This is a genomic window from Arenibaculum sp. (genome assembly GCF_035998295.1).
GTDB lineage: Bacteria > Pseudomonadota > Alphaproteobacteria > Azospirillales > Azospirillaceae > DASYHS01.
This window is the reverse complement of the sequence record NZ_DASYHS010000073.1, coordinates 1-23,612: the sequence shown is the minus strand read 5'-3', so window position 1 is coordinate 23,612 and position 23,612 is coordinate 1. Positions and strand designations below refer to the sequence as shown.

Here is a 23,612-nt window from a genome sequence, read left to right as displayed (position 1 = left end):
TACCGCCATCCTCCGCCTCCTCGGAACTCCAGCCCTCCGCGCACTGTTTTGCGCCCGAGACAACCGCGTGAAAAACGCGCTCGGTGCAAATGAAATGATGTCTGAGGAGGTCCGATATGGTTACCCGCGATGAGTCCGCCGGAGCGGAAGCCGGCAGGGGCGCCTCGGCGACTGGAACCGGGCACCAGGGTGGTGAAGGCACCACCGAGCAGCTCCGCCAAAGGGCCACGCAGTCCGGAAGCCGCATCATGGATGCCGCCAAGGATCAGGCCCGGTCCGTCGTCGAACAGCAGCAACATCGGGCCGCGGAGCGTCTCGGTGGCATGGCCGGCGCCCTGCACGAGGCGGCCGACCGGCTCGAGGCCCAGCACAACGACATGGCGGCACACTACGCCGACCGTGCCGCGGAGCAGATGGAGCGGGTTGCCGATCGCCTGCGCAATCAAGACGTGGACCAGCTGATCGGGCAGGTCGAGCGCTTCGCCCGCAACCAGCCCGGCCTGTTCATGGCCGCGACCATGGCGGCCGGCTTCGTTGCCGCCCGCTTCATGCGTTCCTCCGCCGAGCGGCAGCATCGCCGCGACCGGCAGCGCTGGTCCAGCCAGGGACGGGGCAGGTCCGAAGGCGCCTACGGCCACGGTTACGGCTCCGACGCCTATTACCCCGAGGACTACTACCCCGAAAGCTACGGTGCCGACCGCGACTACGCCGGCCGGGGCTACGGCGCCCGCGGTTTCGAGACCGGCGGCCCGCCGACGACGGGGACCCCGCAGCCTTCGCCGTCCTCGTCCTCCGGGATCGGGCGGAGCGGGATGTCTTCCGGTACCGGCCCGACCGGCGGCACCGCCACTCCAGGGGCAACGGGGGCCGGAACCACCGCGAACCCCTTGTCCGGTACCGGTTCGTCGGCGCTGAGCGGCATCGGCGGTACGACCGGTTCATCCGGGACGGCGGGTTCGACCGGGACGGCGGGTTCGACCCGGCCCGGCACGACGCAGACCGGAACCGCGACGACGCGCCCCGGTGAGAGCAGCTCCTCCACGACGGCTACTCCCACGCCCGGTACGTCGGCCAGCGGCACGTCGACCACGGGTACGTCGACGACTGCGGGTACGTCGACGGCCGGCACGAAAGCTCAGCCCGGTACCGGTGCGGCCACCGGCGCAAGCGGCGCGACCACCGGGACTTCGGGCGGGACTTCGGGCGGGACTTCCGGCGGAACCACCGGCCAGAACAAGGCCAACGACGCCGAGAAGAAGGGGAACAAGTGATGGCCTCATACGAATCCCGGCGTGACGAGCCGCTGCGGGTCGATCCGGCCCATGCGGACGCGCACCCCACCACCAGCGACAAGCCCCTGAGCTCGCTGTTCTCCGAACTGGCCGGCGAAACGACGACGCTGGTGCGAAAGGAGGTCGAGCTCGCTCGGGCCGAAATGTCCGAGAAGATGAGCCAAGCCGCATCGGGAGCCGTCTCCCTGGCTGCCGGTGGGATGGTGGCGTTCGCGGGGCTGATCTTCCTGCTGCTGAGCGCCACGATCGGATTGAGCTACTGGGTCGACGACTGGCTCGCGGCGTTGATCGTGGGCGGCGTGGTCGCGCTCATCGGATTGTTCATGGTCGTGTCCGGGAAGAACCGGCTTTCGGCGGAGAACCTTCAGCCGAAGCGCACCATGGAGACGCTCCAGGACGACAAGCAATGGGCGAAGTCCCAGTTGCGTCGTTGACGGCCGGGAACCGAACCATGGCGCGCGATGAAGCCGGGCGGCAACCCCGGACGCCGGAGGAGATCCAGAGGGAGATCCACGACACGCAGCAGCGACTGAGCCGGACGATGGAGGAGATCCAGAACCGGCTGGCGCCGAACCGACTGAAGGATCAGGTGATGCAAATGTTCAGGAATGACGATCATGATGGCGGCAGCGGCATGACCGATACCGTCCGCGACAACGCGCTGCCCCTTGCGATGATCGGACTGGGACTGGGCTGGCTGATGTGGTCGGCCACCGGCAACAGCAGCAGTTCGTCGAGCCAGTCGAGCGGCCGGCTGAGCCGGGCGAGGGACTGGACCGGCGGGCGCATCGACGAAGCCCGCCAGCGCATGCAGCATGCGGGCGAGTCGCTTCGGCGCCGGGCCGAAGAGATGCGCGGCAGCCACGACAGCAGCAACCTGCCGGACCAGCGCCGCACCGCCTATGGCGATCCTTACGCCGCGGGCACCGCAAGCCGGGCCGGGGCGTACGGGCAGGACTATCCCGGCGAGTACCACTACCGGCCCGCCGGACGGGCCGATGAGAGCTCCCACGGATATGGCGACGCCGCCCGGGACCGGGCACGCCAGTATAGCGGGCAGGCACGGCAGTACGGCCGGGCAGCCTCCCGTCAGGCGAAGGAAGGTTACCAGAGCTTCTGGCATCTCGTGGACGACCATCCGATGCTTGCCGGGATGATGGGCTTCGCCGCCGGCGCAGCGCTCGGCGCCGCCATTCCGTCCTCCCGCTATGAGGACGAGTGGATCGGCGAGTACAGCGACACGGTGTGGGACCGCGGCCGGCACTACGGCGAAGACTTCGCCGAGCGTGCGGGCGACGTCGCCCGGCATGCCGCCGAGGCCGGCTACGAGGCCGCTCGGGATACCGTGTCCGAGGAGGCGCCGAGCGTCGTCGGCGAGGGCAGCGAAAGCGGAAACGACCGGGACCGCAGTCGCGAACAGGGTAAAAACGCAGCCGGCCGCTGACGGCCGGCCCCTCGCAACGGCAAGGCCCCGCCTCGGGCGGGGCCTTTCGCTTGTCCTCGACCGGGTGCGGGCCACCCTGCCCGCCGGTTCGATGACGTGCGCCACCGCGGCGGCGGCCTCGCCTCCCCGCATGGCCACGCGCGGCCCGGCCGAGTCGCCCCCATCCGCGCGCCCGGCGCGGAAACGAGCCACACCCCCGTAGGCTGCGCCGATTTGTCCCGGCGTCACGACCGGTTTTTTGAGCTGGAATGCGGCTCTGCTCTTGACGTCGGCGCCTGCGTCATCACCTAATCGGTACCAATTTGGTACGGATTGACGCGCGCATGATCAAGCTCAGCAAGCTCACCGACTATGCGGTCGTGGTAATGGCGCAGATGGCGCGTGCGGACGGCGGGGTCCACACGGTGACGCAGCTCGCCGAGAACACGGGCGTCCCGGCGCCGACGGTCGCGAAGCTGCTGAAGATCCTCGCCCCGGCGGGCCTCATGGTATCCCATCGCGGCGCGGCCGGCGGATACGCGCTGTCCCGATCGGCGGAGCGCATCACGGTCGCCGACATCATCTCCGCCCTGGAAGGCCCGATCTCCATCACGTCTTGCGTAGAGGGAGCGGAGGGTGGCTGCGGCGTCGAGCGGCTATGCCCGATGCGCGGCAACTGGGACAGGGTGAACGCGGCGGTGCGAGCCGCCCTGGAGAGCGTGACGCTCGCCGACATGAGCGTCCATCCGCCGCTGCCTGCGGCAATGGCTGCTCCGGCGCTGCGCGCGACCGCGGGCTGAAACAAGACAACGGACAAGACCGGCTGCCGGAAGGCGCCCGGAAACAGGATTCAGGAGAGAGGCCAATGGCTGCCACGGTTGAGACTGCGGAAACGGTCCGGGCGGTAACCGAGCAGAAGTACAAGTACGGCTTCTACACGGACATCGAGGCGGAGACCGCGCCCAAGGGGCTCGACGAGACTACCATCCGTTTCATCTCGGCCAAGAAGGACGAGCCGGAATGGCTGCTGGAATGGCGCCTGAAGGCCTACCGGCACTGGCTCGAGATGGAAGAGCCGAAATGGGCCAAGCTCGGCTATCCGGAGATCGACTACCAGGACGCCTACTACTATTCGGCCCCCAAGACCACGAACAAGCCGAAGAGCCTGGACGAGGTCGACCCCGAACTGCTGAAGACCTATGAGAAGCTCGGTATCCCGCTGCGCGAGCAGGAGATCCTGGCCGGCGTCGAGAATCCGTCGATCGCGGTGGACGCCGTATTCGACAGCGTCTCGGTAGCCACGACCTTCAAGAAGAAGCTGGAGGAGAAGGGCGTCATCTTCTGCTCGATCTCCGAGGCGGTGCGCACCCATCCCGAGCTGGTGCGCAAATATCTCGGTTCGGTCGTACCCTACTCCGACAACTTCTTCGCCTGCCTGAACTCGGCCGTCTTCACCGACGGCTCGTTCGTCTACATTCCCAAGGGCGTGCGCTGCCCGATGGAGCTGTCGACCTATTTCCGCATCAACGCCAAGAACACCGGCCAGTTCGAGCGGACGCTGATCATCGCCGACGAGGGCAGCTATGTCAGCTACCTCGAGGGCTGCACGGCTCCCCAGCGCGACGAGAACCAGCTCCATGCCGCGGTGGTCGAGTTGGTGACCCTCGACGACGCCCAGATAAAATACTCGACCGTGCAGAACTGGTATCCCGGCGACGAGAACGGCAAGGGTGGCATCTTCAACTTCGTGACCAAGCGCGGCGCCTGCCGGGGCCGGAACTCCAAGATATCCTGGACGCAGGTCGAGACCGGCTCGGCCATCACCTGGAAGTACCCGAGCTGCATCCTGCAAGGCGACAATTCCGTCGGCGAATTCTATTCCGTCGCCATCACCAACAACATGCAGCAGGCCGATACCGGGACGAAGATGATTCACATCGGCAAGAACACCCGCTCGACGATCGTCTCGAAGGGGATTTCGGCCGGCCGGGCGCAGAACACCTACCGCGGGCTGGTCAAGATCCTGCCGCGGGCCGAGGGGGCCCGGAACTTCACCCAGTGCGACAGCCTGCTGATCGGCGACAAGTGCGGCGCCCATACGGTGCCCTACATCGAGAGCCGCAACCGCACCGCGCGCGTCGAGCACGAGGCGACCACGGCGAAGATCAGCGAGGACCAGCTCTTCTATTGCCGCCAGCGCGGCCTCTCGGCGGAGGACTCCGTGTCGCTGATCGTCAACGGCTTCTGCAAGCAGGTCCTCCAGGAGTTGCCGATGGAATTCGCGGTCGAGGCGCAGAAACTGGTCGGCATCAGCCTCGAAGGCAGCGTCGGCTGAGGCCGGGCGAAGACAGAACAAGGAAGCGTTGCGCATCATGCTCGAGATCAAGAACCTGCACGCCACAGTCGACGGCAAGCCGATCCTCAAGGGCGTCGACCTCATCGTTCCGGCCGGCGAGGTGCATGCGATCATGGGGCCGAACGGGGCCGGGAAGAGCACGCTCAGCTACGTGCTGGCCGGCCGCGAGGGCTACGAGGTGACGGAAGGGACGGCCACTTTCCGCGGCCGCGACCTGCTGGCCATGGAGCCGGAGGAGCGGGCGGCGGCCGGGATGTTCCTCGCCTTCCAGTATCCGGTCGAGATCCCGGGCGTCACCAACATGACGTTCCTCAAGACGGCGCTGAACGCGCTGCGCAAGGGGCGTGGCGAAAAGGAACTGGACGCCATGCAGTTCCTGAAGCTCGTGCGGGCCAAGACCAAGGAACTTGGCATGTCGGAGGAGATGCTGAAGCGCGCCGTCAATGTCGGGTTCTCCGGCGGCGAGAAGAAGCGCAACGAGGTGCTGCAGATGGCGGTGCTCGACCCGGCGTTCTGTCTGCTGGACGAGACCGACAGCGGCCTCGACATCGACGCGCTGCGCATCGTCGCGGACGGCGTCAACGCGCTGCGCGGCCCCGACCGCGCCATGCTGGTGATCACCCATTACCAGCGCCTGCTGGATTACATCGTTCCCGACAAGGTGCACGTGCTCGCAGGCGGCCGCATCGCGCGGACCGGCGGCAAGGAGCTGGCGCTCGAACTCGAGGAGAAGGGATACGCTGAGTTCGGCGCGGCGGAAGCCGCCTGAGCCCGGGGGAAGCGATGACGACGACCAGCACCGCCCAATCCTCGGCCCAATCCCCGGCCCAGTCCTCGGCCCAGCCCTACCTGGACCAACACGGCCGCATCGCCGACGACCTGCCGGGCGCCGGACTGCCCTGGCTCGACCGGCTGCGCCTGGAGGGCATCGGACGCTTCTCCCGGTCGGGTTTCCCGACGACGCGGACGGAGGCCTGGAAGTACACGAACCTCCGGGACCTCGCGCGCACCGCCTTCGTCCCGGCGGCGACGAAGCCCACCATCGGCCTTGACCTGCTTCCGACGGTCGTGCCTTCGGGAGAAAGTCCGCATCGGCTCGTCTTCGTCGACGGGCGGCTGCGCGCCGACCTCTGCTCAGTCGGGGATCTGCCCCCGGGCGCCATCCTCACCGGGCTCGCGGCGGCGCTGGACCGGCACCCGGACCTGGTCGCGACGCATCTCGGACAGGTGAGCCCCGACGAAGGCGGACCGATGCGTGCGCTCAACACTGCCTTCCTGGCGGACGGGCTGGTGTTGGCGCTGGATCCCGGCGTCCGCCTCGAACGGCCGGTGGAAGCCGTGTTCGTCGGCATCGGCGCCGAGCAACCGACGATGCACCACCCGCGCGTCCTGATCGTCGCCGGGCGTGGATCCGAGGCGACGGTGGTGGAGCACCATGTCGGTCTGGGCACCGGCGCCTATTTCTCGAACGTGGTCACGGAGGCCGTCGTCGAGGACGGCGCCCGGCTGCACCACTACAAGATCCAGGCCGAAGGGGCGGAGGCTTTCCACGTGTCCACCCTGGTGGCCCGGCTCGGCGCCGAAGCCAGCTACGACAACTTCGTGCTGACGATGGGCGGTCGCCTGTCGCGCAACGAGTTGCGGCCCTTCCTGGGCGGCAGCGGCACCGAATGCCGGCTGTCGGGCGCCTACATGGTCTCCGGAACGCAACACGCCGATACGACCACGGTGATCGACCATGCGGTGCCGCGCTGCACGAGCCGCGAGGTCTACAAGGGTGTGATCGACGGCGCGGCACGCGCGGTGTTCCAGGGCAAGATCATCGTCCGGCCGGATGCCCAGAAGACCGACGGCTACCAGTTGAACCGGGCGCTGCTGCTGTCCGATGCGGCCGAGATCGACAGCAAGCCGGAACTCGAGATCTATGCGGACGACGTCAAGTGCAGCCACGGCGCGACGGCGGGCGAGTTGGACGACGACCAGCTCTTCTATCTGCGCGCCCGGGGCATCGACGCGGCCAGCGCCCGCAACCTGCTGGTCGCGGCCTTCCTGCTGGAAGCACTCGACGAGATCCGGGTAGAAACCGTGCGAGACGCCTTCGCGGACCGCGTGCGCGACTGGCTGGCCGCCGGCCGGCCGACGGTGTGAGGGAGGAAGAGCGCGAGATGAATGAAATGGGCACGATCCAGTCCGTGCATGCCGCGACGACGGGCTACGACGTCCGCGAGGTGCGCAAGGACTTCCCGATTCTCCAGCGCAGCATCTACAACCATCCGCTGGTCTATCTCGACAACGCCGCGAGCGCGCAGAAGCCGAAAGCCGTCATCGACGCGATGACGAAGCTGATGACCGAGGAATATGCCAACGTCCATCGCGGCGTGCATTGGCTCTCCTCCGCGGCGACGAAGCGCTTCGAGGCGGCACGCGGCACGGTGCAGCGCTTCATCAACGCCCGCGAGGACCGCGAGATCGTCTTCACCCGGGGCGCTACCGAGGCGATCAACCTCGTCGCCTCGAGCTGGGGCCGCACCAACCTGTCGGAGGGCGACGAGGTCGTCATCTCCTGGCTCGAGCACCATGCGAACATCGTGCCCTGGCAGATGCTCCGGCAGGAGAAGGGCATCGTCCTGAAGGTCGTGCCGGTCGCCGACGACGGCAGCCTGATGCTGGAGGAGTACGAGAAGCTCCTGAGCGAGCGGACCAAGCTCGTCGCGATGACCCACATGTCGAATTCCATCGGCATCGTGACCCCGATCGCCGAGGTGATCCGGCTGGCCCACGACCGCGGCATTCCCGTCCTTGTGGATGCCTGCCAGGCGGTCACGCATCTCGGCGTCGACGTCCAGGCCCTCGATTGCGACTTCCTGGTCTTCTCCAGCCACAAGCTCTACGGGCCGACCGGTATCGGCGTCCTGTACGGCAAGGCCGAACTCCTGTCGGAGATGCCCCCGTACCAGGGCGGCGGCGACATGATCTCGTCCGTCACCTTCGAGGAGACGGTGTACAAAGGCATTCCCCAGCGCTTCGAGGCGGGAACGCCCGCGATCATCGAGGCCGTGGGCTTCGCAGCCGCCATCGACTACGTGAACGCGCTCGGGCTCGAGAACATCCGCGCCCATGAGCGCGACCTGCTCGACTACGCGACGCAACGCCTGGGCGAGGTCGATGGCCTGCGGATCATCGGGACCTCGGCGGAGAAGGCCAGCATCGTCAGCTTCACGCTGGGCGACATCCACCCCCACGACATCGGGACGATCGTCGACCGGGCCGGGGTCGCCGTGCGCGCCGGCCATCACTGCGCCCAGCCGCTCATGGAGCGCTTCGGCGTGGCCGGGACCGCGCGGGCGTCCTTCGGGCTGTACAACACCCGTGAGGAGGTCGATGCCCTCGCTTCGGCGCTGCAGCGCGCACAGGAGATCTTCGGCTGATGCGCGAGGAGTTGCGAGACCTCTACCAGGAAGTGATCCTGGACCACGGCAGGACGCCCCGTAACCATCGCCACCCCGCCGATGCGACCCACGAGGCGCGTGGCGACAACCCGATGTGCGGCGACCGGGTCGCGGTGTACCTGAAGCTGTCGCCGGATGGAAGGATCGAGGACGCCGCGTTCGAGGGGCGGGGCTGCGCCATCAGCCAAGCTTCGGCCTCCCTGATGACGGAGATGGTCCATGGCCGCACCGTGGCCGAGGCTAAGGTGCTGTTCGAGCATTTTCACCGGATCTGCACCTCGGATGAACCGGCCGCCGGCGCCGGGATCGATGCGGAGGACGCGGAGCGCCTCGAAGTGATGTCGGGCGTCCGCCAGTTCCCGATGCGCGTCAAATGCGCGACGCTCGCTTGGCACACGATGAATTCGGCCCTGGCCGGCGATGGACGCGCGTCAACGGAATGATCGAGGAGACTGCGGATATGCCCGATGATCTGACCAACGAGCGGACCGCGCAGGTCGATCAGGAGAGCACGGCCGGTGCGGCTCAGGCGGACGGTCTGCGCGACAAGATCGTCACCGCGCTGAAGACGGTGTACGACCCCGAGATCCCGGTGGACATCTGGGAACTCGGTCTCATCTACAAGCTCGATGTGGACCCCGACGGCGCGGTCGACATCGACATGACCGTCACCGCCCCGGCCTGCCCCGTCGCCGACGAGCTGCCGATGTGGGTGCGGCAGGCCGTCGAAGGTGTCGAGGGCGTTCAGGCCTGCAAGGTCGAACTGGTGTGGGAACCAACCTGGCATCCCGGCATGATGTCCGAGGAAGCCAGGGTCGAGTTGAACATGTTCTGATGCCGGAGGATCGAATGAACCAGACCAAGACGGTGATGAGCATCACCGACGCGGCCGCCGACCGCGTCAAGTCGCTGATGACGAAAGCGGAAGACGGTGCCATCGGGTTGCGCATCGGCCTGCGTGCCCGCGGATGCTCGGGCATGAGCTATACGGTGGAATACGCCAAGGACGTGAAGAAGTTCGAGGAGGTGGTCGAGGACAAGGGCGTACGGATCCTGATCGATCCGGCCGCGACGATGTTCCTGATCGGCACCGAGATCGACTACGTCGAGGACAAGATCCAGTCCGGCTTCGTATTCCGCAACCCGAACGAGAAGGCCCGCTGCGGCTGCGGCGAGAGCTTCTCGGTCTGAGGGTCCTCAGCGGTTCGTCAGCGGCCACTCCGACGCCTGGCTGAAGTGGCGCGCCAGGAACCGGTAGGTCTCCTTCAGGAGGATCTCGATCTCGGCCGAGCGCTCGACCGTGGCGGCGTCCCACTGGACGATGATGTCGTCCCAGAGCATCAGCCGGTGGTGAAGCTCGTCACGGGTGTTCCGGATGAAGCGGATCTGGGCCTGCAGGTTCTTCACCACGGAAAGGACTTCGCCGGTCTGGGCGTCGACCTGGCCGAACATCGTGTCGAAATTGGTGACCGGCGGCTTGATCAGGACCTGCATCCTGAAGATGTCGTTGCGGATGCCGGTGTCTCGCCGGTAGAGGTTGCCGAGGACGTTGAGCTGGGAGCTGACATAGCGCACCCGGCCGAAGCGTTCGCGCAGGGCTTCGATGTACGACAGCTCGCGGGCGATGCTCTCGATCATGTCGACGACGTCCTGGCGACGATCCTTGCCCAGGCCGAGTTTCTCGGCCATCCGGGTGAAGGCCTCCTGGACCCGCTGCTTGGTCTGCTGGTCCTCGGCGATCTGCGCCAGCTTGGCGGTGTCGCTCACGGACGCCTCGCCGCCGCTCATCCACGAGACCAGATGAAGCGACATCCGGTTCCGCGCGATCTGGCGGTGCCGCTCCTCCACCGACCAGGACGCACGGCCGTCCAGCAGTTCGTGGGGGATCGAGTCGTAGGGGCGGATCTCCTTGACGTAGCGCAGGCTCTTCTCGACGACGTCGAGAAGACGCCCGTCCACGGAGTTCTCCTGAAGGCGGAACTCGTACCGTAGCGTCGAGAGCGGGATGGCGCCCTTCAGCTCTCCCAGGGGGACGTGGAAGGCCGCCTCGCCGGTCGACTTCTGGATCGCGAAATAGCCGCCGTCCACCGAAAAGAGCTTGTGTTCGAACACGAACATCCGGCTCCGGTCGTCGCCCGGGAGCATCGCTTCGCCGCCCCTCTCCTCGCGCACGTCCACGTTGTCTCGCCCTTCGGTTGGGGAGGCCCCTTGCTCTGTATTCATGCCGGAAAGACGCTGCACCCGACTGACGATCCGATCTGTTCGGCTTATATGATACGCTCCGCCGAGCCGCATTTGCAGCGGGTTTTCGGCAAAGCGTAACGATTGTTGCGCGCAGGCCGCCCAACCGCGAAATCCCCGTCACCCGCACCCCGTCACCTGCCCCTGCACCGGAACGAGAGCGATGGACAAGAGCACCCCCCGAGCCATTCTCCTCCAGGACTATGCGCCTCCGCCTTTCCTGGTCGACGAGATCGACGTGGAAGTGAAGCTCGGCGAGGAACTCACGACCGTGCGCTCGCGCCTCGCCGTCAGGCCCAATCCCGCCGCGGCCGCCGGCAGCCACCCGCTCGTTCTGGACGGCCAGGATCTCCTGCTCGTCTCGATCTCCCTCGACGGCCGCGCCCTCGCCCCCTCCGCCTACGCACTCGGCTCCGAGAGCCTCACCCTGCCCGAGGTCCCGGACCGGCCGTTCACGATCGAAACCGTGAGCGAACTGAACCCGCGGGAGAATACGTCGCTGGAGGGGCTCTACGTCTCGGGCGGCATGTTCTGCACGCAGTGCGAGGCCGAAGGATTTCGCAAGATCACCTGGTTCCCCGATCGCCCCGACGTGATGGCGCGCTACCGGACGACGATCGTGGCCGACCGCGCCCGCTGTCCGGTCCTGCTGTCGAACGGGAACCTGATCGAACGTGAGGACCTGCCGGACGGGCTGCACCGGGCCGTGTGGGAAGACCCGTTCCCCAAGCCGAGCTATCTGTTCGCCCTCGTCGCGGGCGATCTCGCGGAAGTCCGCGACCGTTTCGTCACCCGCTCCGGCAGGCCGGTGGACCTGCGCATCTATGTCGAGCATGGCAACGAGGACAAGGTCGGCCACGCCCTCGACAGCCTGAAGCGGTCCATGAAGTGGGACGAGGACGTCTACGGCCTCGAATACGACTTGGACGTCTTCATGATCGTCGCCGTCGGCGACTTCAACATGGGGGCGATGGAGAACAAGGGCCTCAACATCTTCAATACGAAATACGTGCTGGCGCGCCCGGAGACCGCGACCGATGCGGATTTCCTCGGCGTGGAGACGGTCGTCGCGCACGAGTATTTCCACAACTGGACCGGCAACCGCGTCACCTGCCGGGACTGGTTCCAGCTCAGCCTGAAGGAAGGGCTGACCGTGTTCCGGGACCAGGAGTTCTCGTCGGACATGCATTCCCGTCCGGTGAAGCGGATCTCCGACGTCCAGCGCCTGCGCGCGGCGCAGTTCCCGGAGGACGCGGGACCGATGGCGCACCCGGTCCGGCCCGAATCCTACATCGAGATCAACAACTTCTACACGACGACGGTCTACGAGAAAGGGGCCGAGGTCGTGCGCATGATACACACGCTGCTCGGGCCCGAGGGGTTCCGCAAGGGCATGGACCTGTACTTCGCCCGGCACGACGGCCGGGCCGTGACCTGCGAGGACTTCGTCGCCGCGATGGAGGACGCGTCGGGCGTCGATCTCGGCCGGTTCCGGCGCTGGTACTCCCAGGCCGGGACGCCGGTCGTCGAGGCATCGGGGCACTGGGACGCCGGCGCGCGGCGCTACCGGCTGGAATTGCGGCAGGCGACGCCGCCGACGCCAGGCCAACCCGAGAAGATGCCGCTGCACATCCCGGTCGCGGTCGGCCTCGTCGGACGCACGGGCGGGGACCTTCCGCTGCGCCTCGCGGGCGAGGCCGGCCCCGGGCCCTCGACCCGCGTCCTGGACCTTCGCGAGGAGCGCCAGGTCTTCGAGTTCGAGGACGTCGCGGAAAAGCCGGTGCCGTCGCTGCTGCGCGGCTTCTCCGCCCCCGTGCGGCTGAAGACGTCCTATACCGATGCGGACCTCGCCTTCCTGATGGGTCACGACGGCGATGCCTTCAACCGCTGGGAGGCGGGCCAGACCCTGGCGACCCGGTCGCTGCTCGGCCTCGTGGAGGACGTGAAGCACGGCCGTCCCCTGGCCCTCGCTCCCGGCTTCGCCGACGCCTTCGGACGTCTTCTGCGCGACGGCGAGGACGACCCGGCCTTCGCGGCCCAGGCCATGGTGCTTCCGGGCGAAGGGTATCTCGCCCAGCAGATGGAGCCGATCGAGGTCGACGCGATCCATGGGGCCCGGGAGTTCGTCCGCCGCTCCCTGGCCGGGGCGCTGAAGGCGCCGCTGCTCGACACCTACCGCAGGCTCGCCGGGAATGCGCCCTTCTCCACCGATGCCGCGGCTATCGGACGGCGCAGCTTGAAGAACCTGGCCCTCGCCTACCTGATGGCGCTCGGCGACCGGGAGGCGGTCGAGCTGTGCCTGCGCCAGTTCGACGGCGCTCACGCGATGACGGATGCGATCACGGCGCTGTCGATGATCGCCGATACCGACGCGCCGGAACGCGAAGAGGCGTTGGAGCGGTTCTATCGGCGCTGGAAGAACGAGGCGCTGGTCGTCGACAAGTGGTTCGCGGTCCAGGCGGGGTCGAAGCGTCCCGACACGCTCGACCGGGTCGAGCGCCTGCTCTCTCATCCGGCCTTCCAGATCCGCAATCCGAACAAGGTCTACGCCCTGATCGGCTCCTTCGCCGGCGGCAACCCCGTCCGTTTCCACGACGCGAGCGGTGCTGGATACCGTTTCCTCGCCGACAGGGTCCTCGAACTCGATCCGCTCAACCCCCAGGTCGCCTCCCGGATGGTGAAGATGTTCGCCCGCTGGCGCAAATACGACCGCCAGCGCCAGGACCTGATGCGGGCCGAGATCGAGCGCATCGCCGCCCGGACGGGCCTGTCGCGCGACGTCTACGAGATCGCGGCGAAGAGCCTCGCCGGGTGAGCGGATGCCGGCGCCGACCTCATCGCGCATTCTCTTCGAGATGCGCGATGAGGTCGCGGATCCGCGCTTCGTCCTTCAGGCCCACGAAAGTCATCTTGTTGCCGGGAAGGAAGGAGCGGGGATCGGCGAGATACGGCGCAAGTGTCTGGACGGTCCACACCACGCCGCTTTCCTTCAGCGCTTGCGAGTACTCGTAGCCTTCGACGGTCCCGGCCCGCCGCCCGACGACGCCGGCGAGCGACGGCCCCATCTTGTTCTTGCCCGGCTCCAACGCATGGCAGGCCCGGCACATCCTGGCGAAGGTGGCGGCGCCGGAAGCCGCATCCTGGGCCGGGGCTTGCGCGGCCCAGGCCGCCATCGAGACGCCGAAGGCCAAACCGAACGAAACGAGTTTCCTCAAGAACCGGCCCCCGATGCGCGGCTTCCGGCCATGGCCGGCTTCTCCCGCACGGTACCCGGCTCTCCCGAGATCCGCAATCGGTGGCCGTCACGGGCGGCGGGCCCGCAGGTCAGTGCGCCATCAGCACCGGAATGCCCGCGTGGCCGATCACGTGGCGGGTGACGCCGCCGAGGATCATTTCCCGCATCCGGCTATGGCCGTATCCGCCCATCACCAGCAGGTCGGCGCCGAGTTCCACGGCGGCCCCGACGAGGCTTGCGCCGACCCGCCCGGCTTCAGGGCGCAGATGCGTCGTGCGGCCCGCGATGCCGTGGCAGGCGAGATACTCGACGAGGCCGTCGCCGGCGTCAGCCGCGGTCTCCCTGGTCTGTGCGGTGAGGACATGGACCACGGCCGCGCGCGCGAGGAGCGGCATCGCCGAGAAGACGGCGGCCGCCGCTTCCGCGGAGCCGTTCCAGGCGATGGCCACCGTCGAACCGATGACGTCGGGCGGCTCGTCCGGAACGAGCAGCAGCGGCCGGCCCGATCCGAGCAGCGCCGTCTCCAGGACCACCGTGGAGTCGGCGTCGGCCGCCACGGCGGGCTGTGCGAACACCGTCAGGTCGGCCAGCCGGGCCTCCCGGGCCGCCAGCTCATCGGGACGGCCGACGAGTTCCGTCCAGCGGGCGGAGGCGCCGCCCGCGCCGGTCGGGCGACCGACGCCGGGCACGCCGGCCGCTGCGCGGGCCGCCTCGAAGGCGGCACGGGCGGCACGGGCGGCCTGCATCGACTCGGCCTCGACCGTCCCCATGATGTCGTCCACGATCGTGCCGGACATCCCCTCTCCCAGCAACGGGACCGCGTCCCGCGGGTCGACCCGGGCGAACAGCCCCTCCAGATGGGCTCCGAACGTCCGGACGAGGGCGAATGCGGCGCGCAGCGCCGCCGCCTCGCGCGGGCTGCCGGACAACGGCAGCAATATCTTGCGCAGCATCCCGATACCCCCTTCCGGTCGGCTCGTCCGGAGGCTAGGGCCGCCCGCGCGTCCCGGCCATGACGCAGGTCAATCCGGAACCGACCGCCGGCTCACCGGATTTCCCTCCCTCGCAAGCACCTGTATCTTTTCGGCGTGCCGCCTCCAGGGATCGGGCCGAAATGGCAGCCGGGCCGCCGGCGCATTGCGCGTTGACACCACCCCGCCTGCGCAGCATCGTGCGACGCTGCACCGCAGCATGGGAGTCGGCTCGATGAAATCCAACAGGGCACGCATTCAACGCGGCAGCGCCCCCTCCGAACCCACGCGGCAAGCCCAGGCGCCGGTCGAGACCGCGGCCGCCGATGTCGGGGCGGACCTCGGATGGCCCCTGCTCGACGGCGCCGATGCACAGTTCGAGCCGGGACCGCCGGTCGGCCTCGCCCGGCTCGCGGCGGAGCTGCTGGACGAACTGGGACGCCTTTCGGCCGGCACAAGGGACGATCCCTTCTCCAACCCGGTTCTGCGCCTGGCCCTCGATCTGTCCCGCCGCATCGAGGCCGGCACCCTTTCCTATGGCATGCTGGAGCAGCTGATCCAGCACCTGGCCGCCCAAGGGTTCGTCGGACGGGCCGCCCGGCTCGGTGCCTATGTCGGGGAAGCCGACCCCGAAAGGAACGCGCGGAGGCTGCACGGCCTCGTCCGCTCCCTGGCCGTCCCGGACGGATCCCAGGCCACCGTGCCTTTCGAGGATTTCCGAACCAGGGTCGAGCAGGAGGCCTTCGGCATCGTCATCACCGCCCACCCGACCTTCAACCTGTCGGGCGAGCTGATGGAGATCCTGACGCAGCTCGCGACCGGCCGTGCCGCCGACGGCGCGCCGCTGGACGAGGCGGGTCGCGCCGCGTTGGTCCGAAACATGGCGGGACAGGTCCACCGACCGGACGCGGATCTCAGCCTCCTGCGTGAACACGCGCTGTCGCTGACGGCGATCGGCAACATCCAGCACGCGCTGCGCCGGCTCTACGACATCGTGTTCGCCGTCGCGCAGGAGGTCTATCCCGACCGCTGGGCCGAACTGAACCCCCGGATGATGACCGTCGCGAGTTGGGTCGGCTACGACCTCGACGGGCGCTCAGACATCCGCTGGACCGACACGCTGCGCAAGCGCCTGATCGTCCAGGCCACCCAGCTCCGCCACTACCAGGAGGAAGTCCGCGCCATCCGCGCCATGGAGGACTGGCCGGACGAGATCAGGCACACGCTGGACCTTCTGGAATCGCGCATCGCGCTCGCGATCAACGAGCTGACCGACGAGATCGAGGTCTTCGGCGCCGATCCGAACGAGCGCAGCGTCCATCTCCACATCCAGCGCATCGCCCGGCGGATGCACGAAGGGCTGAACCTGCGCCTGATCGACGGCGCGCTGGCGATCGACCTCGTCGACAGGGCGATCCGCCTCGCCGGCCACGAGCGGCCGGTACCCCTGCGGCACCTGTGCGTCCTGAGGGCCGAACTGGCCAACTATGGGCTGGGCATGGCGCACACCCATGTCCGCATCAATTCGACCCAGCTCCACAACGCCATCCGCAAGACGGTCGGCATGGAGACGGCACCCGACGATCCCCGTTACCGCCAGTCCTATCTCGCGGCGCTGAACGCGCTGCTCGACGGGGTCAAGCCGGCCACGATCAATTTCGGCTCGATCCTCGCCGAGCGCACCTCGGCCAAACGCCTGTTCATGGTCGTGGCGCAGATGCTGAAATACGCGGACGCGACGACCCCGGTCCGCTTCCTGATCGCTGAATGCGAATCCGCCTTCACCGCCCTTGCGGCCCTGTACTATGCCAAGTTGTTCGGTGTCGCCGACAAGGTCGACATCAGTCCGCTGTTCGAGACCGAGAAGGCGCTGGAGGTCGGTAGCCGGATCGTCGACCAGCTCCTCGAGAACCCGCATTTCCGTGCCTATGTCCAGGCCCGCGGCCGGTTGTGCATCCAGACCGGATATTCGGACGCGGGACGCTATCTCGGCCAGACGCCCGCGGCCGCGTCGATCGAGCGCCTCAAGATGCGGATCGCCCGCCTGTTCCCGAAGCACGGGCTGGAGGGCGTGCAGCTCCTGGTTTTCGACACGCACGGCGAATCGATCGGGCGCGGCGCCCACCCCGCCAGCTTCGCCGACCGCCTCTCCTACGTGTCGCCGCCCCGACAACGCGCCTATCTGGCCGACCACGGCATCGCGTTCAAGCAGGAAGTCAGCTTCCAGGGCGGCGACGGCTATCTCCATTTCGTCACGCCGACGGCGGCCTTCGCGGTCGTGACCCGCATCCTCGAACACGTTCTCGCCTCGCCGGCCGCGGCCGAGCAGGATCCCTTCTACGAGGACCCGGACTACATCACGGAGTTCTTCACGACGGTGAAGGAGTTCCAGGTGTCGCTGATGCGCGACCCGAACTACGCCAGCCTCCTCAACACCTTCGGAACGAACCTCCTGTACCCGTCGGGCAGCCGGGCAATCAAGCGCCAGAGCGACGCGCCCGAAACGGCCGAGCCGGCGAGCGCGTCCCAGATCCGGGCGATTCCGCACAACGCCATCCTGCAGCAGCTCGGCCTTCCGGCGAACACCGTCGCAGGCATGGGCGAGGCGATAGACAAGGACCCGGACAGGTTCCGGCAGCTCCACGCAAGCAGCGCCCGCTTCCGCCAGCTCATGGGAATGGTGGAGTACGGGGTCGCCGTCTCCTGCCCCGAGGCGCTCGATGCCCATGTCGCCAGCCTCGATCCGGGACTGTGGCTCCGGCGCGCGGCATGGGCGCCGGACCGCCCGCATGCGGACGAGCTGCGCCGGCTGGCGGCGTTTCTGGAGGAAGGCCAGCTCCATGTCCGGCAGGTCAAGATCTGGCGCAAGCTGTTCGCGGACTTCTGCATCCTGCGCGACAACCTGGCGCCGGTCGCCGCCGACACCCCGGTCGCGCCGGGCACGGCCGACGCGATACGGCTCCTGCATGCGATACGGCTTGCGATCATGCACGAGATCTTCCGCCTCGCGACGAGAATCCCCCAGTTCAGCAGCCAGCACAACACCACGCACGACAGGGTGATCCAGCGCGTGCTGCATCTCGACGTCCCGACCGCCGTGGAGCAGTTGCGCAAGATCTTCCCGGCGGAAACGGACACGTCCAGCGACGGCGACTTCGGCGAGGCGGCGACCTATGTCGGCGACGAGAGCGGGAACTACCGGCAGGAGAACGAAACCATCTTCGACCCTATGACGGGCCTCTACGAGCTGCTGCGCCGTTGCAGCGGTGCCATGGTCCACCGGATCGGCTTCTTCGGATGAGCGGGCAACGGTAAATCCCGTTGCAACCGGGGCAATTTGAAGACAATGCTTCACCCCATCGATTGGCGAGATCCGGAATCCGAGACGTGATGCCCAAATTCAGAGACGCCTCCATCGTCCTCGCGACGGCACTGCCCATGATCGCCGCCGCGTCGGCGGCTGGAGCCGCCGATGTCACGCCCTACCTGAGCGCATCGGTCGGCAAATTCGACCACGGTCTCACGGAGCACAGCGACAGCCGGGACTCGGCTGTCGATTTCCGGCTGGAGTACAGGTTCGGCACGTCCCTGCTGCCCATGATCGAGAACTTCGCCACGCTCCGGCCCTTCGTCGGCCTGGAGGCGACCTCCGATGCCGCGCTCTACGGAGTGGGCGGCATCCTCCTGGACGTCACCTTCGGCCAGGTCTTCGTGACGCCCAGCTTCGGCGTCGGCCTCTATACGCGCGGCAACGGCAAGGATCTCGGCCACCCTATCGAGTTCCGCTCGCAGATCGAGGTCGGGTACGAATTCGCGAACGAGATGCGGCTCTCCCTCGCCTATTCGCACCTGTCGAATGCCGGGATGGACGACCTGAACCCGGGCGCGGACGTCATCGGCGCATACCTGCACGTTCCGGTGTCAAGCCTCTTCACGCCCTGAGGTCGTCGCCGGCCGGCAACAGCCCGGCCGGCAACAGCAACGAGACGCAGGTGCCGCGACCGCGGGTCGTAGCGACCTCGATCGCGGCTCCCATCTGCGCGGCGCAGCAGCGCACGACCGCAAGCCCAAGACCGTGGCCGAGACGGATCCTGGCGACGGCACGCGCCGCCGCTTCGAGGGGATCGCCGGGACCGGGAGCGTCGTCGGGCAAGCCCGGGCCGGTGTCTCGGACGTCGATCCTGACATCCCCGCCACGACGGCGGCAGCGCACGGTAACGCCGCCTGTGCGCGTGTTCTCCACGGCGTTGCCGATGAGGTTGGAAACGGCACGCATCAGCAGGATGGGATCGACCACCGCCGTCGCAGGCGTCGGAACGAACCGCAACCGAAGCCCCTTTTCCCGGGCAAGAGGCGCGTGCACGGTACATACCTGCTGCAGCAGCGGGCCCAGTGGCACCGTCTCCGGTCGCGGCACGAAACCGCCACGCTCCAGCATGCGAAGGTCGACGAGGTGATCGCAAAGCGCGGTCATGACCCGAACGGACGTCCTTGCCCCGTCGAGGAGCAAGGCGACCTCCCCGGCATCCGGTTCGCGACCGCGGCCGGCCTCCCGGTACAACAGGGATAGCGCATCCACCGTCAGTTCCATTCCGTTCAGGGGCTGGCGCAGGTCGTGGCAGATCTCCGCGAGCATTTTCGCGGCATGGTCGCCGGGTTCGGGCGAGCGCTGCTCCGTCACGTTCATCAACATCACGACGCGCAGCACACGCCCGTCGGCGTGGCGCTCCAACTCGACCTTCTCCTCTATCCAGGCATCGCTGCCGTCGGAGCGACGAAGACGGTAGAGCTGCCGACCCATGGTCGCCGACGAGGCGAAAAGAGCCTCGTACCCGGCGACGACCCGTCCGCGGTCCTCGGGATGCATCGAAGCGAGCCAGAACGCGAGCGCCCGGCCTTCCGGAACAGGTGCATGGCCGAGACCGGCGGTGAAGGCGGCGGACCACGTGAAGCGGCCGGTCTCGCAGTCGAGCTCGGCAATCCCCATGCCCGCCCGCTCGACCACCCGGCGGAGTACCGGGTCGCCGCGCGGAACGGAGCCGTCGCCGAACGCGGACAGGCACGGGGTTTCCAAGCCGCCGGCGCCGACGTCCCTTGCCACGACGACTTCCAGATCCCCGACCGGACCGCGTCCGATTTCGACCTCGACCAGGCTGCCGTCCTGCAGCGCAAGTCGGCAGGTCGCGTCATCGGTTCCGGGCGGGATGCCGCGAAACCGGCCGGCGGCGGGGTTTGCGAACCGGATGCCGCGGTCGCGGGTATCCACGAGCCAAGCCGGCAGGGGCAGCAGCGCGATGAACCGGCCCGGCAGCGGGCTTCTCGGCAGGCATGGCGTCCGAGGGGAGGAAGATACGCGACGTTCCGATCGACCGATGCCCACGGCCGCACCCCGCTGATTGCCGAAATATCAATACCATACAAGCTTCGATGGCGATGGTGAATACCGATCTATGCAAGCCGACACGGAATCGCTTTCCCTCTCTTTGGCCTTTCCACTCGACGGCGGCGGAGCAATGCCAGGGGGTGCGCGCTGTTGGAAGCCCCGAGACCATGGAAAGGAGATGTCGGATGACGGCAGGCAAGCGGGTATGGGCGATTGCCGAAGGTTACATCCCGGGCGAGAGCAACGGCCCGGCCCCGGCGATGACGAGCCACGAGACGATCTGCGTGCTCAACACCGGCGACGAGGACGCCCGGATCGAAGTGACGCTCTTCTTCACGGATCGCGAACCGGCCGGGCCCTATCGGGAGATGGTCCCGGCCCGCCGCACGCGGCACATCCGCCTGAACGACCTGGAAACCCCCGAGCCGGTTCCCCGGTACACCGACTATGCCATGCTGGTCCGGTCGGACCGGCCGGTAGTGGTCCAGCACACACGCCTGGACAGCCGCCAAGCCGAGAACGCGCTGATGACGACCATCGCCTGGTCGGAGTGACCCTACGCGGGCGCTCGGCTAAACCAAGCCGATCAGCAGAAGCACGAGGATACCCAGGAGCACGATGCCGACCGCGGCGGAAACGAGGGTCATCATGCCTTTCCGGCGGGTCGGCACGGATCCTGCCGGGTGGCCCGTCGGCGCATGTCCCGGTTCGGCGCGCCCGGGCCTTCCAGCGGCGGTCGCCGACATGCGCGCGCCTCCTGCCTCGGCATCGGTGCCGAGGGGAACCGTGGCCGGATCCTCCGCCGGGATCTTGTCCCGGAACCTGCCCTGGTCGATCTCGGACCGGACCCTTCCCGTCTCCATGTCGACGGGAGTTGCCGGTGGCTGCGGATGCCCCTTGCGGGTGTCGCGGCGCTGGGCCATTGGGACGCTCTCCTGGGGAACGGACCTGCGTTTGTCGGCTTTGCGGCAACAGGCCGGGTGCGCTCGCGGTTCCGGGGACGCAGGTACCCGTCACCGGCGGCGGATCTGCGCGTCGTAGGCCCCCTCCAGCCCTGCCCGCCCGAAGCGCGGATGGACCCCCTCTACCGGTTCTCCGGTGGCGCGGCCGTAACGGACATGCGGCCCCTCGGCCCGAAGGCCCCTCGTACGGCGGCGTGACCGTTCGTGCCCGGCCACGCCGATGCCGTGGCGATAGGAAAGCTCGCCGCCGGCCCACCCGGTCACGCCGAGAATGCCGGCTACGGCTGCCGAGAGCGCCGCCCCGCCGTCCGCGACGGCGGACTCGCGCCTTCCCCGCCGCCGGCTGAGATTGGCGTAGGCCAGGCCGAGGGCGGCCGTGTTACCGGCGGCATGGACGATGCCGGCGGCGTTGGAGCGGGCGTGACGGATCGTGGTCCAGTCGGCGGCGCCGAACACGGCCGCCGCCGCGCCCGAAACCACGCCGGCCCGAAGCAGCCACTCCGACGCCCGCGCCCAGAACGGGTCGCGGGTACGAAGATAGGCGATGTCGGTCCCGAGGGCGGCGGTCAGGAACGCCATCGGAAACGGGACCAGCATCGGGTGGATGGGATGGCCGCCGAGGGCGGCGGTGCTGCGGACGCCCTCGACCTGCCGGACCTGTCCGTCGTCGTCGGACTGCATGGAATATCCCCTTGTCGTGCGGACCAGGGGACAACCGGGACGGCGCAACTTTGTCACGCGCCCCGGAAGCACCTCCGATGAACCAAACGGCCGCCAATACGTTCCATGACGGGTACCGCTTGTAGCGAAGACAACACCTTCGGCCGCCTCCGGGCGGCCGATTTCTTTTCTCCTTCCGGCGACGGCGACAGGAATGCGGAACGCATGCTCCGGTAACCAAATATTAGGAACTTTGCGCCAAGATCCTGCCGTACGTTCGCATTAACTCCGTGATCCCGCGCTGAGCCCCGTGCCGGCGCGGTTTTTTTATCGGACCGGCGGCACCGGCCAGGCGAGATCGCGAAGCGCCGCGTCAATGGCGGCCCTGTCATCCGCGGCAACGGCGTCGCGGATCGCCTTCAGGGCCCGTTGCTCCACCGCCTCGATCGCGGCCGATGCCGCCGCCCAGGCGGCGGCCAACGCCTCCCAGAGCGCGGCCAGTTCCCCGACGGTCGCCGCCGTGAGACCGACCTCCGCCGCGAGATGGGGATAGGGCGAAGGGTCCGCAGGCTCGCCCGCGACGCGCCAGGCGGCAGCCTCCTCCAGCTTGAGCTGGTACACGCCGTCCTTGCCGGGGGTCCGCCAGGCGTCGCGGGCCGCCGCCGACTGCCGCCGCACATCGGCTTCGGCCCGGGCGGCGAGCACCTCGACCGGAGGCGGCGGCGGGACGACCAGAATGGGCCGGCCATCCATGTCCGGCCGTATGGTCATGCCATCCGACTGTCCTGCCAGTAGCGCGACGTGCTCACTTTCGTCGATCTGAACCGCTCCGGTTGGAATGCAATTACCATGGACCGCAGCCGTGTAGAATCCACCCGTTTGCGCACAGTAGTATATCGACATGACTTCCACCTCAGTTACCGATGGCAAACCAATAGCAATTATGCGTACCAACCTTGTTGGTCACTATGGTAAATCCGCTGAGACTCATGGAGTTCGCCGCCGTGACTATAGAAAGGTCGGAAGTAACTGGCCCCAAAGTCACGCAGCGAATGTTGCTCGGAAACGCGATCGGAAACGTTACGTTTGCGCTCGGGCTCAGGTTCGTTGTGAACCCCCACTGCAGGATCAGCCCACTCGGGAGCCGTTGGTACCCGGTGCCGGTTTGGAGCGAATTGGCCTCGACGCCGGACCATACCTCCCGCCAGCCCCCCCATACGGATCCATCCCGTCGACGGCTGAAAAGACGGTTTCCATGGTCGAGATAGATCTGTGCAATCGAGGGACTGCCTGGCGCACTTCGCACCAGCACCTGCAGCAATCCCGCTTCGGAAGCCGTGGCGGGAAGATTGGCCGTGCCGCCGTCCGTGGCATGGATACCGGACTTAGTCGCGGCATTGGCATCCAAAGTGAGCAAGGGGTTCGAGGCGCTGGAGCCGTCCACTCCCCAGCCGTAGGCGTTCAGAAGTGCCAGCGCCCCGGCCGGCGTGACGGCGCGCCTGGTGTCGCTGCCCGCCACGGTGTCGCCGTTGCTGGCGAGGCGGACGATGCCCGGCCAGTCCCTGTCGGCCGGCGCGACCAGCGGATACCAGTAGCCGCCATGCTTGACCAGGTCGAGAACGTCGCCGAGGGAGAACAGG

General features: G+C 67.8%; 23 protein-coding genes. 15 read left to right on the top strand and 8 right to left on the bottom strand.

Features of this window, described 5'->3' with window-relative positions; genetic code table 11:
• The first annotated feature begins 248 nt into the window (after nucleotides 1-248).
• The 11 genes from VGO20_RS08505 to VGO20_RS08455 all read left to right on the top strand — a co-directional run bounded on the left by VGO20_RS08505 (nucleotide 249) and on the right by VGO20_RS08455 (nucleotide 9,711).
• Nucleotides 249-1,271: a hypothetical protein gene (locus VGO20_RS08505; RefSeq protein ID WP_327501890.1), complete on the top strand. Its 1,023-nt coding sequence runs from the start codon at nucleotides 249-251 to the stop codon at nucleotides 1,269-1,271.
• On the top strand, nucleotides 1,271-1,726 hold the full coding sequence (locus tag VGO20_RS08500) for a phage holin family protein (RefSeq protein WP_327501889.1): 456 nt from the start codon (nucleotides 1,271-1,273) through the stop codon (nucleotides 1,724-1,726). Before VGO20_RS08505 ends, VGO20_RS08500 begins: the two co-directional genes overlap by 1 nt.
• 17 nt (nucleotides 1,727-1,743) lie before the next feature.
• Nucleotides 1,744-2,736 carry a DUF3618 domain-containing protein gene (locus VGO20_RS08495; RefSeq protein WP_327501888.1) on the top strand — a complete coding sequence of 331 codons (993 nt, stop codon included), beginning with the start codon at nucleotides 1,744-1,746 and terminating at the stop codon, nucleotides 2,734-2,736.
• A 323-nt stretch (nucleotides 2,737-3,059) separates the two neighbouring features.
• Nucleotides 3,060-3,515: an SUF system Fe-S cluster assembly regulator gene (locus tag VGO20_RS08490; RefSeq protein WP_327501887.1), complete on the top strand. Its 456-nt coding sequence runs from the start codon at nucleotides 3,060-3,062 to the stop codon at nucleotides 3,513-3,515.
• Nucleotides 3,516-3,580: 65 nt separating this feature from the next.
• Entirely contained in the window at nucleotides 3,581-5,050 is a 1,470-nt protein-coding gene (sufB, locus tag VGO20_RS08485; protein WP_327501886.1) for a Fe-S cluster assembly protein SufB, read from the top strand.
• A 37-nt stretch (nucleotides 5,051-5,087) separates the two neighbouring features.
• Nucleotides 5,088-5,840, top strand: coding sequence for a Fe-S cluster assembly ATPase SufC (gene sufC / locus VGO20_RS08480; protein ID WP_327501885.1), 753 nt, complete (start codon nucleotides 5,088-5,090; stop codon nucleotides 5,838-5,840).
• Nucleotides 5,841-5,854: 14 nt separating this feature from the next.
• Nucleotides 5,855-7,219, top strand: coding sequence for a Fe-S cluster assembly protein SufD (gene sufD, locus VGO20_RS08475; protein ID WP_327501884.1), 1,365 nt, complete (start codon nucleotides 5,855-5,857; stop codon nucleotides 7,217-7,219).
• A 17-nt stretch (nucleotides 7,220-7,236) separates the two neighbouring features.
• Entirely contained in the window at nucleotides 7,237-8,499 is a 1,263-nt protein-coding gene (locus VGO20_RS08470; protein WP_327501883.1) for a cysteine desulfurase, read from the top strand.
• Complete coding sequence (gene sufU, locus VGO20_RS08465) at nucleotides 8,499-8,963, top strand: Fe-S cluster assembly sulfur transfer protein SufU (protein ID WP_327501882.1); 465 nt, start codon at nucleotides 8,499-8,501, stop codon at nucleotides 8,961-8,963. Before VGO20_RS08470 ends, sufU begins: the two co-directional genes overlap by 1 nt.
• A gap of 17 nt (nucleotides 8,964-8,980) precedes the next feature.
• Nucleotides 8,981-9,355, top strand: coding sequence for an SUF system Fe-S cluster assembly protein (locus tag VGO20_RS08460; protein ID WP_327501881.1), 375 nt, complete (start codon nucleotides 8,981-8,983; stop codon nucleotides 9,353-9,355).
• A gap of 14 nt (nucleotides 9,356-9,369) precedes the next feature.
• Nucleotides 9,370-9,711, top strand: a complete 342-nt coding sequence (locus VGO20_RS08455) for a HesB/IscA family protein (protein WP_327501880.1) — start codon at nucleotides 9,370-9,372, stop codon at nucleotides 9,709-9,711.
• Nucleotides 9,712-9,717: 6 nt separating this feature from the next.
• On the opposite strand, the gene VGO20_RS08450 is transcribed toward VGO20_RS08455, so the two are convergent.
• The gene (locus tag VGO20_RS08450) at nucleotides 9,718-10,698 is read right to left on the bottom strand and encodes a hypothetical protein (protein WP_327501879.1); all 981 of its coding nucleotides are present in this window, start codon (nucleotides 10,696-10,698) and stop codon (nucleotides 9,718-9,720) included.
• Between the two features lie 226 nt (nucleotides 10,699-10,924).
• Between VGO20_RS08450 and pepN the strand changes: the two genes are divergently transcribed.
• Entirely contained in the window at nucleotides 10,925-13,576 is a 2,652-nt protein-coding gene (gene pepN / locus VGO20_RS08445) for an aminopeptidase N (RefSeq protein WP_327501878.1), read from the top strand.
• A gap of 19 nt (nucleotides 13,577-13,595) precedes the next feature.
• On the opposite strand, the gene VGO20_RS08440 is transcribed toward pepN, so the two are convergent.
• Both VGO20_RS08440 and VGO20_RS08435 read right to left on the bottom strand, forming a co-directional pair.
• Nucleotides 13,596-13,952: a c-type cytochrome gene (locus tag VGO20_RS08440; RefSeq protein ID WP_327501877.1), complete on the bottom strand. Its 357-nt coding sequence runs from the start codon at nucleotides 13,950-13,952 to the stop codon at nucleotides 13,596-13,598.
• Between the two features lie 133 nt (nucleotides 13,953-14,085).
• Nucleotides 14,086-14,949 (bottom strand): universal stress protein, encoded by an 864-nt coding sequence (locus tag VGO20_RS08435; protein WP_327501876.1) that lies wholly within the window; start codon nucleotides 14,947-14,949, stop codon nucleotides 14,086-14,088.
• A gap of 253 nt (nucleotides 14,950-15,202) precedes the next feature.
• Here VGO20_RS08435 and VGO20_RS08430 point away from each other — a divergent pair, with 253 nt between their 5' ends.
• Together VGO20_RS08430 and VGO20_RS08425 are read left to right on the top strand one after the other, a co-directional pair.
• Entirely contained in the window at nucleotides 15,203-18,268 is a 3,066-nt protein-coding gene (locus VGO20_RS08430; RefSeq protein ID WP_327501875.1) for a phosphoenolpyruvate carboxylase, read from the top strand.
• Between the two features lie 89 nt (nucleotides 18,269-18,357).
• Nucleotides 18,358-18,909, top strand: a complete 552-nt coding sequence (locus VGO20_RS08425) for an acyloxyacyl hydrolase (protein ID WP_327501874.1) — start codon at nucleotides 18,358-18,360, stop codon at nucleotides 18,907-18,909.
• On the opposite strand, the gene VGO20_RS08420 is transcribed toward VGO20_RS08425, so the two are convergent.
• Entirely contained in the window at nucleotides 18,899-20,233 is a 1,335-nt protein-coding gene (locus VGO20_RS08420) for a sensor histidine kinase (protein ID WP_327501873.1), read from the bottom strand. The genes VGO20_RS08425 and VGO20_RS08420 overlap by 11 nt on opposite strands.
• A gap of 302 nt (nucleotides 20,234-20,535) precedes the next feature.
• Here VGO20_RS08420 and VGO20_RS08415 point away from each other — a divergent pair, with 302 nt between their 5' ends.
• Nucleotides 20,536-20,904, top strand: a complete 369-nt coding sequence (locus VGO20_RS08415; RefSeq protein WP_327501872.1) for a sensory rhodopsin transducer — start codon at nucleotides 20,536-20,538, stop codon at nucleotides 20,902-20,904.
• Nucleotides 20,905-20,922: 18 nt separating this feature from the next.
• On the opposite strand, the gene VGO20_RS08410 is transcribed toward VGO20_RS08415, so the two are convergent.
• The 4 genes from VGO20_RS08410 to VGO20_RS08395 all read right to left on the bottom strand — a co-directional run.
• Nucleotides 20,923-21,273, bottom strand: a complete 351-nt coding sequence (locus VGO20_RS08410) for a hypothetical protein (protein ID WP_327501871.1) — start codon at nucleotides 21,271-21,273, stop codon at nucleotides 20,923-20,925.
• A gap of 90 nt (nucleotides 21,274-21,363) precedes the next feature.
• On the bottom strand, nucleotides 21,364-21,993 hold the full coding sequence (locus VGO20_RS08405; RefSeq protein WP_327501870.1) for a DUF2231 domain-containing protein: 630 nt from the start codon (nucleotides 21,991-21,993) through the stop codon (nucleotides 21,364-21,366).
• A gap of 306 nt (nucleotides 21,994-22,299) precedes the next feature.
• Nucleotides 22,300-22,743: a hypothetical protein gene (locus tag VGO20_RS08400; protein WP_327501869.1), complete on the bottom strand. Its 444-nt coding sequence runs from the start codon at nucleotides 22,741-22,743 to the stop codon at nucleotides 22,300-22,302.
• Nucleotides 22,744-22,885: 142 nt separating this feature from the next.
• Nucleotides 22,886-23,612 (bottom strand): pyocin knob domain-containing protein (locus tag VGO20_RS08395; protein ID WP_327501868.1); only part of this gene is annotated, 727 nt, incomplete at its 5' end.

What these genes read in the sequence shown, in the direction of transcription:
- VGO20_RS08505 (WP_327501890.1), top strand. Translation starts at nt 249, where the DNA reads ATGGATGCCGCCAAGGATCAGGCCCGGTCCGTCGTCGAACAGCAGCAA.
- VGO20_RS08500 (WP_327501889.1), top strand. Translation starts at nt 1,271, where the DNA reads ATGGCCTCATACGAATCCCGGCGTGACGAGCCGCTGCGGGTCGATCCG.
- VGO20_RS08495 (WP_327501888.1), top strand. Translation starts at nt 1,744, where the DNA reads ATGGCGCGCGATGAAGCCGGGCGGCAACCCCGGACGCCGGAGGAGATC.
- VGO20_RS08490 (WP_327501887.1), top strand. Translation starts at nt 3,060, where the DNA reads ATGATCAAGCTCAGCAAGCTCACCGACTATGCGGTCGTGGTAATGGCG.
- sufB (WP_327501886.1), top strand. Translation starts at nt 3,581, where the DNA reads ATGGCTGCCACGGTTGAGACTGCGGAAACGGTCCGGGCGGTAACCGAG.
- sufC (WP_327501885.1), top strand. Translation starts at nt 5,088, where the DNA reads ATGCTCGAGATCAAGAACCTGCACGCCACAGTCGACGGCAAGCCGATC.
- sufD (WP_327501884.1), top strand. Translation starts at nt 5,855, where the DNA reads ATGACGACGACCAGCACCGCCCAATCCTCGGCCCAATCCCCGGCCCAG.
- VGO20_RS08470 (WP_327501883.1), top strand. Translation starts at nt 7,237, where the DNA reads ATGAATGAAATGGGCACGATCCAGTCCGTGCATGCCGCGACGACGGGC.
- sufU (WP_327501882.1), top strand. Translation starts at nt 8,499, where the DNA reads ATGCGCGAGGAGTTGCGAGACCTCTACCAGGAAGTGATCCTGGACCAC.
- VGO20_RS08460 (WP_327501881.1), top strand. Translation starts at nt 8,981, where the DNA reads ATGCCCGATGATCTGACCAACGAGCGGACCGCGCAGGTCGATCAGGAG.
- VGO20_RS08455 (WP_327501880.1), top strand. Translation starts at nt 9,370, where the DNA reads ATGAACCAGACCAAGACGGTGATGAGCATCACCGACGCGGCCGCCGAC.
- pepN (WP_327501878.1), top strand. Translation starts at nt 10,925, where the DNA reads ATGGACAAGAGCACCCCCCGAGCCATTCTCCTCCAGGACTATGCGCCT.
- VGO20_RS08435 (WP_327501876.1), bottom strand. Translation starts at nt 14,949, where the DNA reads ATGCTGCGCAAGATATTGCTGCCGTTGTCCGGCAGCCCGCGCGAGGCG.
- VGO20_RS08430 (WP_327501875.1), top strand. Translation starts at nt 15,203, where the DNA reads ATGAAATCCAACAGGGCACGCATTCAACGCGGCAGCGCCCCCTCCGAA.
- VGO20_RS08425 (WP_327501874.1), top strand. Translation starts at nt 18,358, where the DNA reads ATGCCCAAATTCAGAGACGCCTCCATCGTCCTCGCGACGGCACTGCCC.
- VGO20_RS08415 (WP_327501872.1), top strand. Translation starts at nt 20,536, where the DNA reads ATGACGGCAGGCAAGCGGGTATGGGCGATTGCCGAAGGTTACATCCCG.
- VGO20_RS08410 (WP_327501871.1), bottom strand. Translation starts at nt 21,273, where the DNA reads ATGGCCCAGCGCCGCGACACCCGCAAGGGGCATCCGCAGCCACCGGCA.
- VGO20_RS08405 (WP_327501870.1), bottom strand. Translation starts at nt 21,993, where the DNA reads ATGCAGTCCGACGACGACGGACAGGTCCGGCAGGTCGAGGGCGTCCGC.
- VGO20_RS08400 (WP_327501869.1), bottom strand. Translation starts at nt 22,743, where the DNA reads ATGACCATACGGCCGGACATGGATGGCCGGCCCATTCTGGTCGTCCCG.